Below are 14899 nucleotides of genomic sequence, written 5' to 3' on the forward strand. Positions count from 1 at the left end.
GCCCCGGACACGGACACGGACACGGACACGGACACGGACACGGACACGTGTCCGTGTCCGTGTCCGTGTCCGTGTCCGTGTCCGTGTCCGTGTCCGGGGCCGGGGCCGGGTCAGATATCCGGGTCAGGCGTCACGCGGCCATCCAGGCCGGCAGCCGTCGGCCAGCCGGCCCGACCGCCTGCTCGTAGCCGTGCGCGAGCTGCAGCACCGCGAGATCGGCGCGCGGACGCCCGATCAGCTGCATCCCCATCGGCAGCCCCGCCTCGTTGAAGCCGACCGGCACGCTGACCACCGGGCAGCCGGCCAGCGTCCACGGCACGACCGTTTCCATCCAGCGGTGGTAGGTGTCCATCGTGCGGCCCGCGATCGCCTGCGGCCAACGCTGGTCGACGTCGAACGGAAACACCTGCGCGGTCGGCGCCGCGATGAAATCGTAACGGTCGAAGAAGCTCAGCACGGCCTGATACCACGCGGTGCGCTCGACGCTCGCGTCGAACACCGCCGCGCCCTGCAGCGCGAGCAGCCCTTCAACCTCGTAGATCGCCTCGGGCTTCAGCAGCGCACGGCGCGCCGGGTCGCGATAGTGGGCGAGCAACCCGCCGCCGGACAGCAGATGGCGGTGCGTGAGCCACAGCCGCCAGATCCGGTCTGGCGCGAACGCCGGCAGCGCGGCCTCGACGTCGCAGCCTGTCTCGCGCAGCGTCGCCAGCCCCTGCTCGCACAGCGCCAGCACGCCGGCCTCGGTCGCGAGATAGCCGTTCCAGTCGCCGACCCAGGCGACGCGCTTGCCACGCAAATCGGCGTCGAGCGGCTGCGCGAACACGCCAGGATCCTCCGCGAGCGACAGCGGATCGTTGCGGTCATGCCCGGCCTGGATCGCGAGCAGCTGCGCGACGTCGCCGACCGTGCGGCCCATCGGCCCCTCGATGCCGAGCTGCTGGACGAACACGTCGACGCCCGGCCAGCGCGGCACGCGGCCCTGCGACGGGCGGAAGCCGTAGATGTTGCAGAACGCGGCCGGATTGCGCAGCGAGCCGCCGAAATCGCTGCCGTCCGCCACCGGCAGCATCCGCGACGCGAGCGCCGCCGCCGTGCCGCCGCTGCTGCCGCCCGCGCTTTTCGTCAGGTCGTACGGGTTGCGCGTCGCACCATATACCTCGTTGAACGTATGCGAACCGAGCCCGAACTCCGGCGTATTGGTCTTGCCGATGAAGATCGCGCCGGCCGCGCGCATCCGCGCGACGCCCACGGAATCGGCCTGCGGCACGTTCTCGCGAAAGATCGGCGAACCGTAGGTCGTGCGCAGCCCCTTCGTCATCGCCAGATCCTTGGGCGCCTGCGGCATCCCGTGCATCCAGCCGTGATACTCGCCGCGCGCCAGCGCGGCATCCTTTTCCGCGGCTTCGGCCAGCAGCGCCTCCCGCTCGCGCAGCGCGACGATCGCGTTGACCGCGCCGTTCACGCGCTCGATGTGGTCGAGATACGCGCGCATCGTCTCGACGCACGACACCGCCTTGCCGCGGATCGCCGCCGCGAGCTCGCCGGCCGACAGGCGCACGATCGGATCGACGGAAATGGAAGCGGGAGCGAGAAACTGCGGGGCGCCGTGCGGCATGCGAGGTCTCCTGGAGGCGAAATGGAATGGCGGGCCGCGTGGCGGCGGCCGCTCCCGAACCGCCCCGGAGCGGCCGCGCCGCGACCGACGCTCTACTCTACGCGACGCCGGATCGGCGACCTCCGATATTTTCGGTCGCGATTCATTGCGGAACCGACTGAATCGGCGCGAGGCGCGCCGGGCCGTTCGCGCCCTCCGCCCGGTCGATGAAATCGTTTATGCGCATAAACTTAAATTTCTTATATTTCAAACGGGCGTGTCATGCGGCGGCGCCCGTTAACGACATTTTTACGCGGCCGCCCGATCTCTTTAGGTCGGGCGCGCCGGCCGCGCGCTACGCTGGAAGCATATCGTTCCCTGGACAACATTCATGCTCAAGCTGCTGGTTCCGGTCGGTCACTCGCCACGCTCGCTCCAGGCCGTTCGCCACGCGACGTTCCTGTATCGCGAACGCTGCGCGTCGGAAATCGTGCTGATCAACGTACAGGCGCCGCTCGAGTCGACGCGGCTCGAGGCCTATCATCCGCTGTCGCGGCTGCGCTCGATCGAGGAGAAGTTTGCGTCCGACGATCTGACCATGGCCGAGCGGATCCTGCGGGAAGCCGGCGTCAAGTACAGCGTCGTGATGAAGGTGGGCCCGGTGGCCGATACGATCGCGGCCGTGGCCGCGGAGACGGGATGCGACGAAATCGTGGTTGTCGCGCCGAGGCACGATCCGCTGCACGCGCTGATGTCGCTGTTCCGTCGCAGCGTGATGGACCGGCTGGTGCGGATCTCGAATGTGCCGGTAACGGCCGTGCAATGACGGGAATGACCGGCTGCCGCGCGGCGGCAGCCCGCCGCTGACGGACCCGAGGCAGGCCCCGGATCGGCGCTGGCGACGGCACCCAACGGCGCGCCACATGTGCGCGGCGCCATTCGCACGCGCACCGGCGGCGGCTGCGACGCCTACTTGACGGCCTTGCGCCAGAACACGAAATACGCGGCCGCCGACGACGCAACCAGCAGGATGGCCCACATCGGGGCGAGACTGATCAGAACCGAAGAGACGTTAAGCATTTGGATTCCTCACTATTTCGATAGCGATATTCAACGCACACCTGCTTGCCGGAACCGGTGCGTTCTTCCGCGTTCCCGTTCCGTCAAATCATGCATTCATGCTATCGCCCCGAGCGGCCCCGCGACCGCCCGGCCCCGCCCGGACCCTGACATTCGTCAACCTCGCGTGAATCGCCCGCCTGCCGCGCCGAAAACCGCCGCGCGATCGTCGCACCGCGCATCCGGTTGCGGGCGCCGCACGCCTTGAAGCCGCCCGCCGCCCGCCTGAAGAGCGCCCGCTCCTTTCGCTCGCGATTCGCCAAAAAAACGGGACAGGATCACCCTGCCCGGCCCCGTTTCAGCAGACGTTTACCGGGGGAACCCCCAAGTGCCACGTCGAACGTGTCCGCGTTACGCTTGAGCGACGAGGAGACGAACCATGAGACGAGCCGTACATATCGCTGTTTTCGCGCTGCTGGCCTATCTCATCGCGGATCGCGCGATCCTGCATGCGCAGGGGCATGACGCGAGCCCGCTGGCCTGCGAACAGGGCGCCGCGCAGGTGAAGGCCGACGCGCTCGGCCGCGGTTTCGGCGACGCAGCCGCCGGCAGCCAGAGCGAGGCATTCATGTCGGGTTGCCTCGTGACGGGGCGCGGCAACCAGGAGGTCGCGCTGGCGAACCGCTGACGCGCGTCCGGCGGCGCGTCGCTCGGGTTCGGGCCGAACCGGCCGAACCGGAGCCGCACCCCTCCACGTCAATCCCCGCTGTTCACCGTCATTTTCTCGATCGACGTCGCGACCGATGTGACGGCCCGCACGCCGTTCACGGTGAACGTCTGTTCGCGATCGGTGTCGCTGCCGGGCACGCGCATCGATATCTGCGCGAACAGGCCGTCCTTGCCGTATCCGCCGAACCAGTCGATCAGCCGGCCGATGTAGCACGTGCCGCCGACCCGGACCGGCATGTCGCCGACGATCTCGAACGTGTAGTGACCGGGCCCGTAGCTCATGTACTCGCTGCGATCGTCGCCCTGCACCGAAGCCGGAATCGGACACAGCGGCGTGTCGGAGCCGGCATCGCGCGCGGTGCTGTCGCTCACGTCGCGCAGCGCCCGTTCGAGGGCCGCGTGCAGCGTGCGGTCGAGCGTCGTCGCAGCGGCCTTGCCGTCGTCGCGCTGCTCGATCGGCACCGACAGCCGGTAGCGATAGTGGACCGTCAGCTTCGGCACCCGATCGACGACGGTAAACGGCCGCAGCAGGTAATACTCGTCCACGCCGTAGTGGCTGTCGCGATACAGCGCATAGACGCGCCCGCGCAGTCGCACCCAATCGGCCGCCTGATTCGCTCCGCGGCCGTTCGTCGTGTACAGGTTGCGATCGAGCGCCTCGTTCGAGCTGGCGGGCACCTCGAACCGGCCACCGTTGCGCCGCCATACGTCGACCGACGACCACAGGCCGGTCCCCTCCGCCGCGGATTCGACGACGAGGTCGCGCTGCCCGTCGCCGTCGAGGTCGATCAGCGTGTAGAACGCGCGCGTCGTGGTGTCGCCGGCGTCGATGTGCGACGCGTGCAACGCCTTCCATTCGTCGACCGTCACGTCGCGGGGCCGGGCCGTCGGAAACGCCGCGTCCTGCCCGTCGTCGGACGCGCTGGAGAACTGCGCGACCGCCGTCCTGACCCGCAACCGCTCGATGACCTGCTCGACCGGCGAGACCGGATCCGTCCGGCGCGCCTGCTCGACGAGCGCACGCAAATCGTCGAGCGCGGCTCGGTCCTCGGCGTCGGGGCGGTACGCGAACACCGCCACCAGCCGTGTCTGCAGATCGCCGATCCGCGACCGATAATGCTGTTCGATACAGCCTCGATCCGCGCCGCACTGGTCGCGAGCCTTCAGCCAGCCGAGCTGTTCGGTGCGCAACGCGGCGCGCGGCCCCTGCGGCAACGCATCGGACAGTTTCCGGTAGAAGGCCGACAGCCTGCCGTCATCCAGGTGCAGGTCGCTCGACGCGCACACGGCCTGTTCCGTCGGGCTGCCCGCGTGCGCGCAGTCGAGCCCCGCAGCGGGGGTACGGGATGCAACGGCGAGCAGCACGGGCAACAACGCGCGCCGGAACGGCGCTTCAATGCGGAAGGTCATGGATCGGTCTCGACGGTCGACGCGGGCTCTGCGGACGAGGCGCGGGCGGCCTCCCGCGCCGGATTGTCCACCAATTGACCGGCCAGCGAAACAGCCGGCCGCGGTCGTCGCGCGCGAGCGACAGCCTGAGCGATTTCCGCTACAGTGGCTTGCCCGCCATCGGGCTGCCGCGACGACTCGCCGCCGCATCGACAACGAAAGCCAATCGACAGATGAGCCACCCGAACACCGCGTTGATCCAGCGCTTCTACACGGCATTCCAGCAGCGCGACGTCGACGCGATGCTCGCCTGCTATGCCGACGACATCGTGTTCAGCGATCCCGCGTTCGGCGAGTTGCGCGGCGAACACGCACGCGACATGTGGCGCATGCTGGTGGCGCGCGCGCAGGAGTTTTCACTGACGTTCGGCGACGTCGACGCGGATCAACGGGCCGGGCGCGCCGAATGGATCGCCCACTACCGGTTCAGCCCGACCGGCCGCATCGTCGTCAACCGGATCGACGCGCGTTTCCGGTTTCTCGACGGCCGCATCGTCGAGCATCGCGACAGCTTCGACCTGTGGCGCTGGTCGCGTCAGGCGCTCGGGTTGAAAGGCGCGCTGCTCGGCTGGACGCCGTTCGTGCAACGCGCGATCCGCGCGCAGGCGCGCAGGAATCTCGACGCGTATCGGGCCAAACGACGCTAGCGCACGCGCCGCGCGCGGCTGCATCGCCGCACCGGCCATGCCGGACGGACGCCATCGCCTGCGGCATGCCGCCCGGGATCGATCCCACCCGCTTCCCCACCCGAATTTGACAGCCCTCCGTCGCAACCTTGCCCGGCCGGCAAGGGCTCCCGGGCGCGCGGGCGCACCACGCCCGCACCCGCCGCCGCCTCGTCCGGCCATCCGTCGCCGCATCGCCCGCCTCAACTCTTATATAAGACATAAGACATTTGACGTTAAAGAGCATTGGGATTAGAATCCCGCTCAAAGCAGTGCCTGGAACAGCCCGGAGTGCCGGCAAGGCCTTCCCCTCAAACGCAATATCAGCAGGTCTCCCCATGCTTGAAAACTTTCGTGCTCACGTGGCCGCCCGCGCCGCGCTCGGTATTCCTTCCCTGCCGCTGACGGCTCAGCAGACCGCCGAACTGGTGGAACTGCTGACGAACCCGCCCGCCGGCGAAGAGCAGACGCTGCTCGACCTGATCACCCACCGCGTGCCCGCCGGCGTCGACGAAGCCGCCCGCGTGAAGGCCGGCTTCCTGGCCGCCGTCGCCAAGGGCGAGACCGTCAGCCCGCTGATCTCCCGCGCGCGAGCGACCGAGCTGCTCGGCACGATGCTCGGCGGCTACAACATCCAGCCGCTGATCGAACTGCTGTCAGACGAGGCCGTCGCGGCCGTCGCAGCCGACGCCCTGAAGAAAACCCTGCTGATGTTCGACCAGTTCCATGACGTGAAGGAACTCGCCGACAAGGGCAACGCGCACGCGAAGGCCGTGCTGCAAAGCTGGGCCGACGCCGAATGGTTCACGAGCCGTCCGGAAGTGCCGCAAAGCCTGACCATCACCGTCTTCAAGGTGACGGGCGAAACCAACACCGACGACCTGTCGCCGGCCCCGGACGCCACCACCCGCCCGGACATCCCGATGCACGCGCTGGCGATGCTGAAGAACGCGCGCCCGGGCATCACGCCGGAAGAAGACGGCAAGCGCGGCCCGGTCAAGTTCATCGAATCGCTGAAGGAAAAGGGTCACCTGGTCGCGTACGTGGGCGACGTGGTCGGCACCGGCTCCTCGCGCAAGTCGGCCACCAACTCGGTGCTGTGGTTCACCGGCGAGGACATCCCGTTCGTTCCGAACAAGCGTTTCGGCGGCGTGTGCCTCGGCGGCAAGATCGCCCCGATCTTCTACAACACGATGGAAGACGCCGGTGCGCTGCCGATCGAGCTCGACGTGTCGCAGATGGAAATGGGCGACGTGGTCGAACTGCGCCCGTATGAAGGCAAGGCGCTGAAGGACGGCAAGGTGATCGCCGACTTCCAGGTCAAGTCCGACGTGCTGTTCGACGAAGTGCGCGCCGGCGGCCGCATTCCGCTGATCATCGGCCGCGGCCTGACCGCGAAGGCGCGCGAAGCGCTGGGCCTCGCGCCGTCGACGCTGTTCCGCCTGCCGCACCAGCCGGCCGACAGCGGCAAGGGCTTCTCGCTCGCGCAGAAGATGGTCGGCCGCGCCTGCGGCCTGCCGGAAGGCCAGGGCGTCCGTCCGGGCACGTACTGCGAACCGAAGATGACCTCGGTCGGCTCGCAGGACACCACGGGCCCGATGACCCGCGACGAACTCAAGGATCTCGCCTGCCTCGGCTTCTCGGCCGATCTCGTGATGCAGTCGTTCTGCCACACCGCCGCGTATCCGAAGCCGGTCGACGTGAAGACGCACCAGACGCTGCCGAACTTCATCAGCACGCGCGGCGGCATCGCGCTGCGCCCGGGCGACGGCGTGATCCACTCGTGGCTGAACCGCATGCTGCTGCCCGACACCGTCGGCACCGGCGGCGATTCGCACACGCGCTTCCCGATCGGCATCAGCTTCCCGGCAGGCTCGGGCCTGGTCGCGTTCGCGGCCGCCACCGGCACGATGCCGCTGGACATGCCGGAATCGGTGCTGGTCCGCTTCAAGGGCAAGATGCAGCCGGGCGTCACGCTGCGCGACCTCGTCAACGCGATTCCGCTGTACGCGATCAAGCAGGGCATGCTGACGGTCGCCAAGCAAGGCAAGAAGAACATCTTCTCCGGCCGCATCCTCGAAATCGAAGGCCTGCCCGACCTGAAGGTCGAGCAAGCGTTCGAGCTGTCGGATGCATCCGCCGAACGTTCGGCCGCCGGTTGCTCGGTGCACCTGAACAAGGAACCGATCATCGAGTACCTGAACAGCAACATCACGCTGCTGAAGTGGATGATCGCGCAGGGCTACCAGGATCCGCGCAGCCTGCAGCGCCGTATCGCGGCGATGGAACAATGGCTGGCCGACCCGCAACTGCTGTCGCCGGACGCCGACGCCGAGTACGCGGCCGTCATCGAGATCGACCTCGCCGACATCCACGAACCGATCGTCGCCTGCCCGAACGACCCGGACGACGTGAAGACGCTGTCGGACGTCGCCGGCGCCAAGATCGACGAAGTGTTCATCGGCTCGTGCATGACCAACATCGGCCACTTCCGCGCCGCGTCGAAGCTGCTCGAAGGCAAGCGCGACATCCCGGTCAAGCTGTGGGTCGCGCCGCCGACCAAGATGGACCAGAAGCAGCTGACCGAGGAAGGCCACTACGGCGTGTTCGGCACGGCCGGCGCGCGTACGGAAATGCCGGGCTGCTCGCTGTGCATGGGTAACCAGGCACAGGTGCGCGAAGGCGCGACGGTCATGTCGACGTCGACCCGCAACTTCCCGAACCGCCTGGGCAAGAACACCAACGTGTACCTCGGCTCGGCGGAGCTGGCGGCAATCTGCTCGCGTCTGGGCAAGATCCCGACCAAGGAAGAGTACATGGCCGACATGGGCGTGCTCAGCGCCAACGGCGACAAGATCTACAAGTACATGAACTTCGACCAGATCGAAGACTTCAAGGAAGTGGCCGACACCGTGCAGCTGTAAGCACGCGCATCGGGCTGCGACGGGCGGTCGACGTCGCAGCATCGCGCAATGGCGCCGCAGGCATTCAGCCGGCGGCGCCATTTTTCATGCGGCGCCGGCAGGCGGCCGCGGCCCGCTCAGTCGTACAGCGCGTAGAGCCGCTCGGCCACGTCGAACGGCAAGCCTTCGTCGTACCCTTCCGCTTCGTCGAGATCGACGTACACGCTGCCGCTCGTCGGCTGCAGCATCAGCGCCGGCACCGGCCGCACAACCGGCACGTCGGGATAGTCGTCCGGGCCCGCGCCCTCGAAGTCGTGCGGATCGAACCGGATGCCGTGATCGGCGTAATGGCCGTCGGCATAGCGCCGCTCGATTTCGCGCAGCAGCCGGAACGTGTCCAGGTGAATCGACCCGTCGCCCAGGTCGCTTTCGTTCGCGTACTGCACGTACCAGGCAGCGCCGAGATTCCAGTAGATCAGCAGCGCGGTGGCGCGATCGACCTGGCGGTTGTCGAGCAGCCAGCGCAGCTCGCAGTCGTTGCCGTCGTAATTGGAGCGCGCGGCGAACCGGTGCCACTGCTCGGGCGTCGCGCCCTCGAGCCAGGTGCGGACGATATCCCACGCTTTCTGTTCGATTTCCGGATCGTCCATGGATGGTGCCCTCGTGGAATGGTGGATAGCGGGAAAGCCCCGAACGACCGGCGATTCTACCGCCGCTCGCGACGCTCACGCGCGCTTGCCGCCCGGCTCGCGGCGGATCACCAGTTCGTTGAAGCCGGTGCGCGGGTCGGGTTCGCGAGCGAAGCGATGCGCGGGCAGCAGCGCAAGCAGGATCTCGGCCGTCGTGCGCACCACGCAGCCGCTCGCGACATGGCCGCCCGACACGCGCCCGCCCCCGTCGGAAACGGCCATGTGCAGATGCGCGCCGTCGGGCGATACCGACCCGGCCAGTGTCAGGATTTCGAGATCGCAGCGCAGCTCGGTCGGCGCGTCGGCGCCGGCAACGCGCAACTGCGCGACGCTCAGGCTGCCGATGCCCTGGATCACGAATGCCGCGTTCGCGCCGAGACGACGCAACGCCACCTCGATGGAGGCGCGCAGATCGTCGCCGGGAGACAGACGCAGGGGATGGGCTTGCATGGTCGGGCACCTGCCGATGGAGGGGGATCAACCAAGCGTACGTTCGCCTCGCGAATCCGGCAAGCCGCCCGCACCCGCTGGCACCGCGCGGTTGCGGCGGTGCCTGCACCTGCACCTGCACCTGCACCGGCATCAACCGGTAAAACACTCGCTCACGAACTGTGCGTCCGGCACGCCCGCCGCCGCGGCCGCTTCGCGTGCTCCCTGCACGAGCGGCGGCGGCCCGCACGCGTAGAGATCCGGCAGCGCGCCCGTCTGTGCAAGCGCCGCGCGCAACGCGTCGACCGGCGTGCCGCGATACCCCGCCCACGCCGCGCCCGGCCGCCACACGCACAGATCGACGTGCAACCGCGGCAGGTCGGCCTGCAATTGCGCGAGCGCATCGAGCATGAACAGTTCGTTTTCCTGATTGACGCCGAAGAAAAGCCGCGCGTCGACCGTCTCCTGAAACTCCGCCATGCGCCGCAGCATCGACAGGATCGGCGCGAGGCCCGTGCCGCCCGCGACGAACCAGCGCGGCCGCAGGCTGTCCGCGAACAGCCCGAAGCCGCCCATCGGCACGCGCACGGTCAGCGGATCGCCGGGCCGCGCGCGCTCGCCCAGGTATGTCGAGAACCCGCCGTCCGGCCGCAGCCGGATCACGAATTCGAGGCGACCGTCCCAGTTGCTCGTGTTCGCGAGCGAATACGGGCGGCGCCGGCCGCTGCCGGGCACCTCCAGCTCGGCGAACTGGCCGGGCTCGAACTCCACCGCCGAGCCGAATGCGTCGTCGGGCTCGACCTGCAGCTCGACCCGCATCGTGCCGGCCGCGATCGGCTCGAGCGTCGCGATCCGCGCGGTGCGCACGGGCACCGGGTGCAGCAGCACCTTGGCTCTGTCGTACGGCGCGGCGATCCGCAGGTCGCCGCGCGGCAGGGTCCGGCACAGCAGCACCTCACCGCGCTCGCGCGGGCCCGGCGGCCGCACGCCGGCGCCGTCGTCCCGACTCTCGTACGGGCCGTCGACGACGGTCGCCCGGCACACGCCGCAACTGCCGCGCCGGCATTGCGACGGCAGCGTGATGTCCGCGTCGGCCGCCGCCGACAGCAGATCCTGCCCGGCATCGCAGCCGAAGTCGAACCGCGCGCCGTCGCGCGTCGTGATGTCGATCCGGTAGGTCATCGGTCGATCCCGTTCAGGCCGCCGGATGCGCCAGCGACTCGGCCAGGTCGGCCGCTGCGTCGCCGATCGGCCGGATGCCGAACTGCTCGACCAGCACCGCGAGCACGCCCGGCGTGACGAACGCCGGCAGCGTCGGCCCGAGCCGGATGTTGCGCAGGCCGAGCGCGAGCAGCGTCAGCAGCACGGCCGCCGCCTTTTGCTCGAACCAGGAGATCACGAACGACAGCGGCAGGTCGTTCACGCGGCATTCGAGCGCATCGGCGAGCGCGGTCGCGATCCGGATCGCCGAATAGCTGTCGTTGCACTGCCCGATGTCGAGCAGGCGCGGCAGGCCGCCGATCTCGCCGAACGCGTGCCGGTTGAACCGGTACTTGTTGCAGCCGAGCGTCATCACGACCGTATCGCCGGGCGTCTGCTCCGCGAACGCGGTGTAGTAGTCGCGGCCCGGCGCCGCGCCGTCGCACCCGCCGATCAGGAAGAAATGACGGATCTGTCCGGCCCGGACCGCGTCGACGACGCGATCCGCCACGCCGAGCACCGCGTGGCGGCCGAACCCGACCGTGATCGTCTCCGCCGGCGGCGTGGCCGGGAAACCGGGCAACGCCTGCGCCGCGCGGATCAGCGTCGAGAAATCGCGATGCTCGAGATGGCGCACCCCCGGCCAGCCGACCGGCCCCGTCGTGAAGATCCGCTGCCGGTACGGCGCCAGCGGCTCGACGATGCAGTTGGACGTCATCAGGATCGGCCCGGGGAAACGCGCGAAGTCGGCCTGCTGGTCCTGCCATGCGCCGCCGTAGTTGCCGACGAGGTGCGGGAAGGCCTTCAGCACCGGATATGCGTGAGCCGGCAGCAGCTCGCCGTGCGTGTACACATGGAGGCCCGTGCCGGCCGTCTGTTCGAGCAGCGCGTGCAGATCGCCGAGATCGTGGCCCGACACGAGGATCGCCTTGCCCGCCACCGGCGACACGCGCACGGCGGTCGGCTGCTGTGCGCCGAAACGGCCGGTGTTCGCGCTGTCGAGCAACTCCATCACCGTCAGGTTCAACCGGCCGAGTTCGAGCGCCTGCGCGAGCAGCACGTCCATATCGACGGGCGCGCGGGCAAGCAACGCGAGCGCCGTCTCGATCCCGTCGTAGACGTCGTCGCGCTCGTAGCCGAGCACCCGCGCATGATGCGCGTACGCGCACACGCCCTTCAGCCCGTACAGCACCAGCGCGCGCAGGCCGACAATGTCCTCGCCCACCTCGTCGCGGTCCGCGTCGATGCCGGCGCCGGCGGCCTGCTCCAGCAGGCCGGCCAGATCGTCCGCCGGCTGCCACATCGCCGGCCCGTGCTGCGCCGGGAGAATCGAGCCCGCCGCCCGCACGCTCGCCTCGCACGCGGCCTTCACGCGATCGCGCACCTGCGCCGCCTCGCGCAGCAGCGCGACGAAACGCGCCGCATGGAAATTCACGTTGGTCAGCGTCGTGAACATCGCATACAGCATGAAGCGGTCGGCGTCCCGATCGGGCACGCCCATCGCCCGCGCGATCGCGCCGTATTGCGCGATGCCCTTCACCGCATGGACCAGCAGGTCCTGCAGGCCGGCCGTCGTCGCATCCTTGCCGCAGTTGCCTTTCACCGACGCGCAGCCGGGCCGTGCGCCGGTGCGGTCGGTCTGTTCGCATTGATAGCAGAACACGGTGCTCTCCTTTCTCGATCATGGGGGCGCAGGTCGGCGCGAACGGCGGCGGAACGCGGGCTCCGGGCCGCCGGGCATCCCGCCCGCTCAACGATGCCGGCTGCATGAATCTTTTTCATGATGTTTCCGCGCGCGTTGCGCCACCGTGATGCAGATCAAGAAGCGGCAGGCGCACCGGTGAGGCAACTTGTCGCCATGACGGCTTGCCGGCGTCGGCCGCGCGAACGTCTCCGGGCGGGCCTGCATGGCCGGCATCCGTGCATTCGATGGCCTGCCCACCGTCGCGATGCCCGTCGTCGCCCGCCCGTTTGCCCGTTTGCCCGTTTGCCCGTTTGCCCGTTTGCCCGTTTGCCCGTTTGCCCGTTTGCCCGTTTGCCCGTTCGCCCGTTTGCCCGTTTGCCCATTCGCCCATTCGCCCATTCGCCCGGTTGCCGCATGCGGCTAGAGCGATTGCCTCCCCGTCGCGTTCATCGCGCCGGCTAGGCACGCGCACGCGATTGGTCTAGTCTGCACGGTGTTTCGCGACGCAAGCCGCCAACCCGAACCGCTTCCGATGACAACGATTCCGAACCGACGATCCCGCCTGCGCGGCGGCCTGCTGGGCCTGCTGATCGGCGACGCGCTGGGCGTCCCGTACGAATTCCACGACGCCGCGTCGATCCCGCCGCCCGCGGCGATCGACATGACGCCGCCGCCCGGCTTTGCACGCGCGCACGACGGCGTGCCGCCCGGCACCTGGAGCGACGACGGCGCGCAGGCGCTCGCGCTACTCGACGCGCTGTCGGACGACCGCGACCTGAATCTCGACACGTTCGCCCGCAACCTGCAGGACTGGTTTCATCGCGGCGCCTTCACGCCGGACGGCCGCGTATTCGACGTCGGCCTGCAGACGCAGCGTGCGTTCCACGCGCTGGCAGCCGGCGCGGCGCCCGCCGTTGCCGGCCCCGGCGGCGAGCAAGACAACGGCAACGGCTCGCTGATGCGCTGCTTCCCGGTCGTGATGGTCGCCGCCTCGCGCGACGAAACGATCCGGCTCGCGTGCAAGCAGAGCGTCGTCACGCACGGCCACGTGCGCTCGCAGCTGTGCTGTGCGCTCTATGGCCTGACCGCAATGGGCATCGTCGAAGGACAACCGGCGCCCGATGCGGTGCGCGCGGCCGAAGACGAGTTGCTGACGCGCTACGCGGGCACCGCCGACGAGGTCGAACTGAAGGTCGTGCTCGACGGCCGCTTCGACGCGCCGCAAGGGTCCGGTTACGTGGTCGACAGCTTCTGGTCGTCGATCCATTGCCTGCTGTCGACGCGCAGCTACGAAGACTGCGTGAAGCGCGCGATCGCGCTCGGCAACGACACGGATACGACGGCGGCCATCGCCGGCAGCCTCGCCGGCGCGCTGTACGGCGAGCACGCGTTACCCGGCCGGTGGGTCGCGGCGCTGCGCGGGAAAGAACAGGTCGAGGGCCGGCTCGCGAAATCGTGAGCGCTCGAAGAGAATACGCAGCCAACAGCAGACGGAGACCGGATGGGGCAGTACGCAGACGAAGACTGGTACGAACAAGGCGTGGCCGACTACACCGCGCAGTACGGCACGGTTCCGCCACCGTGGGTCATCGCGCCCGATTCGCACCCGTACAGCATGGGGTGGCGAATGGGGGGCGGCGAAACGTTCATGATGGTGTTTCAGGAATGGTGGGAGCAGCGTGCGTGGCAGGCGAGCGAACGCGTGACCTACTTCCTGAAATGGCCGCCTCCGCCGCGCTGGATTCCGTGGATGGCCGACGCGATCTGGAATCTCGAACCGTGGGAAGCGGACGGCGAATTCGACTACACGCGCTACTACGCGCGGCTCGAGCAGCTGGGCTTCGGCGGAACCGCCGACGTGGAGGCCGACATGGACGACAGCCGCTGGGAATGACATGACCGGGCCCTCACCGGCCCGGCCGCGTCACGCGCGCCGGTCGCTTGCCAGCAACCCGTACAGCGCGCTGTCCGACACTTCGTCGCCGACGATCCAGCGCTCCCGCAGCAACCCTTCCCGTGCGAATCCGAGCCGTTCGAGCAGCCCCGCCGACGCGACGTTGCGCGGGTCGATATCGGCTTCGAGCCGGTTCAGCCGCAGCGTGCCGAACGCGTGTTCGATCACGGCCGAGGCCGCTTCGCGCATGTATCCGCCGCGCCAGAACGTGCGCCGCAGGCTGAAGCCGATCTCGGCGCGCCGGCATTGCTCGTTCGCATGGAACAGCACGCATTCGCCCAGCGCTTCACCGGTTTCCCGCAGTTCGAGCACGCAGATCAGGTCCTGCCCGCTCGCCGACGTCTTCAGGTTGCGCGCGACGCGCTCGATTGCCTGTTCGATGTGCGTCATCGGCGAGAACGAGAAATAGCGCATGGCTTCCGCATCCGACCAAATCTCGAAGAAGGCGTGCGCGTCGGCTTCGCGCAGCGGCCGCAGGACGAGGCGGGAAGTTTCCAGCGTGACGGGTTCGAACAGGGGCATGGCGACAGTCGGTCGAAAAACG

13 protein-coding genes are annotated in these 14899 nt (G+C 68.7%); 6 read left to right on the top strand and 7 right to left on the bottom strand.

Annotated elements, in window-relative coordinates; all coding sequences use genetic code 11:
- Positions 1–130 precede the first annotated feature (130 nt).
- Positions 131–1615: an amidase gene (locus tag GQ56_RS0113085; protein ID WP_031399086.1), complete on the bottom strand. Its 1485-nt coding sequence runs from the start codon at positions 1613–1615 to the stop codon at positions 131–133.
- Between the two features lie 370 nt (positions 1616–1985).
- On the opposite strand from GQ56_RS0113085, the gene GQ56_RS0113095 reads away from it, so the two are divergent.
- Positions 1986–2420 (top strand): universal stress protein, encoded by a 435-nt coding sequence (locus GQ56_RS0113095; RefSeq protein WP_031399087.1) that lies wholly within the window; start codon positions 1986–1988, stop codon positions 2418–2420.
- A gap of 672 nt (positions 2421–3092) precedes the next feature.
- Positions 3093–3341, top strand: a complete 249-nt coding sequence (locus tag GQ56_RS0113105) for a hypothetical protein (protein ID WP_031399088.1) — start codon at positions 3093–3095, stop codon at positions 3339–3341.
- Between the two features lie 68 nt (positions 3342–3409).
- Here the strand turns inward: GQ56_RS0113105 and GQ56_RS0113110 are convergent, their stop codons facing one another.
- On the bottom strand, positions 3410–4792 hold the full coding sequence (locus GQ56_RS0113110) for a lysozyme inhibitor LprI family protein (protein ID WP_052001181.1): 1383 nt from the start codon (positions 4790–4792) through the stop codon (positions 3410–3412).
- 212 nt (positions 4793–5004) lie between these two features.
- Here GQ56_RS0113110 and GQ56_RS0113115 point away from each other — a divergent pair, with 212 nt between their 5' ends.
- Positions 5005–5478, top strand: a complete 474-nt coding sequence (locus GQ56_RS0113115) for a nuclear transport factor 2 family protein (RefSeq protein WP_031399090.1) — start codon at positions 5005–5007, stop codon at positions 5476–5478.
- 356 nt (positions 5479–5834) lie between these two features.
- Positions 5835–8420 (top strand): bifunctional aconitate hydratase 2/2-methylisocitrate dehydratase, encoded by a 2586-nt coding sequence (gene acnB, locus GQ56_RS0113120; protein WP_031399091.1) that lies wholly within the window; start codon positions 5835–5837, stop codon positions 8418–8420.
- A 116-nt stretch (positions 8421–8536) separates the two neighbouring features.
- Here acnB and GQ56_RS0113125 read toward each other — a convergent pair whose 3' ends face one another.
- From GQ56_RS0113125 to hcp, 4 genes are all read right to left on the bottom strand, one after another.
- On the bottom strand, positions 8537–9049 hold the full coding sequence (locus GQ56_RS0113125) for a DUF4274 domain-containing protein (RefSeq protein WP_031399092.1): 513 nt from the start codon (positions 9047–9049) through the stop codon (positions 8537–8539).
- A gap of 75 nt (positions 9050–9124) precedes the next feature.
- On the bottom strand, positions 9125–9538 hold the full coding sequence (locus GQ56_RS0113130) for a PPC domain-containing DNA-binding protein (protein WP_031399093.1): 414 nt from the start codon (positions 9536–9538) through the stop codon (positions 9125–9127).
- Between the two features lie 132 nt (positions 9539–9670).
- Entirely contained in the window at positions 9671–10699 is a 1029-nt protein-coding gene (locus GQ56_RS0113135; protein WP_031399094.1) for a 2Fe-2S iron-sulfur cluster-binding protein, read from the bottom strand.
- A 13-nt stretch (positions 10700–10712) separates the two neighbouring features.
- Positions 10713–12380, bottom strand: coding sequence for a hydroxylamine reductase (hcp, locus tag GQ56_RS0113140; protein ID WP_031399095.1), 1668 nt, complete (start codon positions 12378–12380; stop codon positions 10713–10715).
- A gap of 553 nt (positions 12381–12933) precedes the next feature.
- On the opposite strand from hcp, the gene GQ56_RS0113145 reads away from it, so the two are divergent.
- Positions 12934–13860: an ADP-ribosylglycohydrolase family protein gene (locus tag GQ56_RS0113145; RefSeq protein ID WP_031399096.1), complete on the top strand. Its 927-nt coding sequence runs from the start codon at positions 12934–12936 to the stop codon at positions 13858–13860.
- Between the two features lie 42 nt (positions 13861–13902).
- Positions 13903–14295, top strand: a complete 393-nt coding sequence (locus GQ56_RS0113150; RefSeq protein ID WP_031399097.1) for a hypothetical protein — start codon at positions 13903–13905, stop codon at positions 14293–14295.
- 30 nt (positions 14296–14325) lie between these two features.
- Here GQ56_RS0113150 and GQ56_RS0113155 read toward each other — a convergent pair whose 3' ends face one another.
- A complete protein-coding gene (locus GQ56_RS0113155; RefSeq protein ID WP_031399098.1) occupies positions 14326–14877 on the bottom strand; it encodes a GNAT family N-acetyltransferase in 552 nt (183 codons plus the stop codon).
- Between the last annotated feature and the right edge of the window lie 22 nt (positions 14878–14899).

It is taken from the genome of Burkholderia paludis (genome assembly GCF_000732615.1).
GTDB lineage: Bacteria > Pseudomonadota > Gammaproteobacteria > Burkholderiales > Burkholderiaceae > Burkholderia > Burkholderia paludis.

Bases quoted from the DNA above. Each gene is read 5' to 3' on its own strand.
- GQ56_RS0113085 (WP_031399086.1), bottom strand. From the start codon at position 1,615: ATGCCGCACGGCGCCCCGCAGTTTCTCGCTCCCGCTTCCATTTCCGTC.
- GQ56_RS0113095 (WP_031399087.1), top strand. From the start codon at position 1,986: ATGCTCAAGCTGCTGGTTCCGGTCGGTCACTCGCCACGCTCGCTCCAG.
- GQ56_RS0113105 (WP_031399088.1), top strand. From the start codon at position 3,093: ATGAGACGAGCCGTACATATCGCTGTTTTCGCGCTGCTGGCCTATCTC.
- GQ56_RS0113110 (WP_052001181.1), bottom strand. From the start codon at position 4,792: ATGACCTTCCGCATTGAAGCGCCGTTCCGGCGCGCGTTGTTGCCCGTG.
- GQ56_RS0113115 (WP_031399090.1), top strand. From the start codon at position 5,005: ATGAGCCACCCGAACACCGCGTTGATCCAGCGCTTCTACACGGCATTC.
- acnB (WP_031399091.1), top strand. From the start codon at position 5,835: ATGCTTGAAAACTTTCGTGCTCACGTGGCCGCCCGCGCCGCGCTCGGT.
- GQ56_RS0113125 (WP_031399092.1), bottom strand. From the start codon at position 9,049: ATGGACGATCCGGAAATCGAACAGAAAGCGTGGGATATCGTCCGCACC.
- GQ56_RS0113130 (WP_031399093.1), bottom strand. From the start codon at position 9,538: ATGCAAGCCCATCCCCTGCGTCTGTCTCCCGGCGACGATCTGCGCGCC.
- GQ56_RS0113135 (WP_031399094.1), bottom strand. From the start codon at position 10,699: ATGACCTACCGGATCGACATCACGACGCGCGACGGCGCGCGGTTCGAC.
- GQ56_RS0113145 (WP_031399096.1), top strand. From the start codon at position 12,934: ATGACAACGATTCCGAACCGACGATCCCGCCTGCGCGGCGGCCTGCTG.
- GQ56_RS0113150 (WP_031399097.1), top strand. From the start codon at position 13,903: ATGGGGCAGTACGCAGACGAAGACTGGTACGAACAAGGCGTGGCCGAC.
- GQ56_RS0113155 (WP_031399098.1), bottom strand. From the start codon at position 14,877: ATGCCCCTGTTCGAACCCGTCACGCTGGAAACTTCCCGCCTCGTCCTG.